The organism is Megamonas sp., assembly GCF_986095205.1.
The window spans coordinates 1-3,283 of record NZ_CFQVBI010000041.1 but is presented as its reverse complement, the minus strand read 5'-3'; the positions used below and the strand labels follow the sequence as shown (position 1 = coordinate 3,283).

Here is a 3,283-nt window from a genome sequence, read left to right as displayed (position 1 = left end):
ATATAGTAAGACCTGCTATTTTAGTAGGCAAGTATCGTTTGTATCCAAGAATCCCCTGCCTTTAGGCATGGGGAGTATGTCAATGAACATGCGATAGAGCTTTATGATTTTTTAGAAAAACGAGTAACAAAACATCGTGTAAAAGCATTGAAGGGCTTAACGGCAGAAGAAAGATATGCATTATTTAAATTATTACATCGCATTTGTCAAAATACATTGACAGTAGATGAGTAAAAAATATGATATAAATTATCAGCTGAAAATATTGTTAAAGATATTTGAGGCTGATTTTTTTATGTGATAAAGTCATTTGGTAAATATTTATATTAGTTTTTGAGAATTATAAAAGTATTAGTATTTATAGTATATATAGTGTTTTAATAGTGATGTGATATATCACATAGGCTGTGATAAAGTGCAAGTGAAGGTAACAAAACCCTAAAACCCTTGAAACTATTGAATTTATGAATGTATTAGATTATTATATAGCCATGAGGTTGATAAAAAACAAAAACTAATACATAAATGAAATTTATGATTAAAGAAAAGGGGTTTTAATTATGAAAAAATCTTCAATTGTAATTGCAGGTGGCGGAAGTACTTTTACACCAGGTATTGTAATGATGCTTTTAGATCATGCAGATCGTTTCCCACTTCGTCAGATTAAATTTTATGATAATGATGCAGAACGTCAGGAAAAAATTGCTAAAGCATGTGAAATCTTATTAAAAGAACGTGCACCTGAAATTGCATTTTCTTATACAACAGATCCAAAAGAAGCATTCACTGATATAGATTTTGTAATGGCTCACATTCGCGTTGGTAAATATGCAATGCGTGAAAAAGATGAAAAAATTCCAATGAAACATGGTGTATTTGGTCAAGAAACTTGTGGCCCTGGTGGAATTGCTTATGGTATGCGTTCTATCGGTGGAGTTATTGAAATCTTAGATTATATGGAAAAATATTCTCCAAATGCTTGGATGCTCAACTACTCTAACCCAGCAGCTATCGTAGCTGAAGCAACTAGAAGACTTCGTCCAAATTCTAAAATCATCAACATCTGCGATATGCCAGTAGGTATTGAAGACAGAATGGCTGAAATTTTAGGTCTTCCAGGTGGCAGAAAAGACATGACTGTTCGCTATTATGGACTCAATCATTTTGGTTGGTGGTGTGATATCCGCGATAAAGATGGTAATGATTTAATGCCACGTATCAAAGAACATGTTGCTAAATATGGTTATATTGTAAATCCAGAAGCTCATAATGATGAAGCTAGCTGGAATGATACTTTTGGCAAAGCTAAAGATGTTTATGCTGTTGACCCAGATACATTACCAAACACATATTTAAAATATTACTTATTCTCTGATTATGTATTTAATCATGACAATCAACATCCAGACCATACTCGTGCAAATGAAGTTATGGAACATCGTGAAAAAAATGTATTTGCAGCAGCTAAAGAAATTGTAGAAAAAGGTACAGCTGTTGATTGTAAATTCCAAAGTGATGACCATGCAAGCTATATCGTAGACCTTGCAGAAGCTATTGCTTTCAACAAAAAAGCTCGTATGCTTTTAATCGTACCAAATGATGGTGCTATTTCTAATTTTGATCCAACAGCTATGGTAGAAATTCCTTGTATCGTTGGTTCTAATGGTTATGAAAAAGTTTGCATCGGTAAGATTCCTCAGTTCCAAAAAGGTTTGATGGAACAGCAAGTATCTGTAGAAAAACTTGTTGTAGAAGCATGGATTACAGGTAGCTATCAGAAATTATGGCAAGCACTCACTTTATCTAAAACAGTACCAAGTGCATCTGTAGCAAAAGCTATTTTAGATGATTTAATTGAAGCAAATAAAGATTATTGGCCTGAATTAAAATAATAAAGAGAAATATATATTAAGAGAATTGTATTACTAAAATTTCAAGGCACAGAGCATATTACTTTGTGCCTTGATTTTTGAATAAAGTATTCAGAAGGTTTACATAAATAGTAATATTAATTAAATAAGAGAGCAAAGAAAGGCTGGCGAGAGAAATGGCATTTAATAAGGATGTTGTAATGCAAAAAGTTCAACGTTTTGGCGGTGCAATGTTTACACCAGTATTAATGTTTGGGGTTTTTGGTATCATTGTAGCATTGTCAATTTTGTGTAAAAATCCAATGATATTAGGTTCTATAGCTGAAAAAGGCACTGCTTGGTATAATTTTTGGTATATTATTGAACAAGGTGCATGGACAGTATTTAATCAATTACCATTATTATTTGTAATTGGTTTACCAATTGGGCTTGCGAAGAAAAATAATGCTCGTGCATGTATGGAAGCATTTTTGATATATATTATTTTCAACTATTTTGTACAAGCAATGTTGACTTTATGGGGTCCAAGTTTTGGCGTAGATTTTTCTAAAGAAGCAGTAGCAGGTAGTGGTCTTGCTATGGTAGCTAATATTAAAACTTTAGATACTGGTATGATTGGTGCTATCGTAATTGCTTCATTAGCTGTATATTTACATGGAAAATTATTTGATGTAAACTTACCAGATTATTTAGGCTTATTTAAAGGCTCTTCCTTAGTAGTTGTTGCTGGTTTCGTTTTAATGTTACCTGTAGCTTATCTATTTTGTTTGATTTGGCCACAATTCCAAGCAGGTATTGCTTCACTTCAATATTTCTTGACTTCTGCTGGTGTATTTGGTGTATGGCTTTATACTTTCTTAGAACGTATTTTAATTCCAACAGGATTACATCACTTCATTTATATTCCATTTATTTTTGGTCCAGCTGTTGTTGATGGTGGTATACAGGCTTATTGGCTTCAACATATTCAAGAATTTGCTCAATCTACAAAACCTCTTATTGAATTATTCCCTCAAGGTGGATTTGCACTTCACGGTATGAGTAAAATCTTCGGTTGTCCAGGTATCGCACTTGCTATTTATTTCACAGCTAAACCTGAACGTCGTAAAAAAGTTGCAGCAATTTTAATTCCAGCAGTAATCACTGCCGTACTTTGTGGTATCACTGAACCACTTGAATTTACTTTCTTATTCATTGCTCCAGTATTATTCTTAATTCATGCACTTTTAGCTGGTACTTTAGCAGCTACTATGTATTTCTTTGGTGTAACTGGTAACTTTGGTGGCGGTATATTAGACTGTGCTTTATTCCAGGATTGGATTCCATTATTTAACCATACTGAGCAAGAAGTCTCCTACCTCTAAGGTAGTGAGATGAATTGCTCCTTAGGAGATTGACTGGATATATGTTTT

At 33.2% G+C, this 3,283-nt stretch carries 1 protein-coding gene and 1 pseudogene; both read left to right on the top strand.

Annotated elements, in window-relative coordinates:
• The first annotated feature begins 560 nt into the window (after positions 1 to 560).
• Positions 561 to 1,892: a 6-phospho-alpha-glucosidase gene (locus AC5LAX_RS06030; RefSeq protein ID WP_008537412.1), complete on the top strand. Its 1,332-nt coding sequence runs from the start codon at positions 561 to 563 to the stop codon at positions 1,890 to 1,892.
• Positions 1,893 to 2,047: 155 nt separating this feature from the next.
• Positions 2,048 to 3,208 (top strand): annotated as a pseudogene (locus AC5LAX_RS06025) (alpha-glucoside-specific PTS transporter subunit IIBC); the annotation flags it as partial.
• Positions 3,209 to 3,283: the final 75 nt, after the last annotated feature.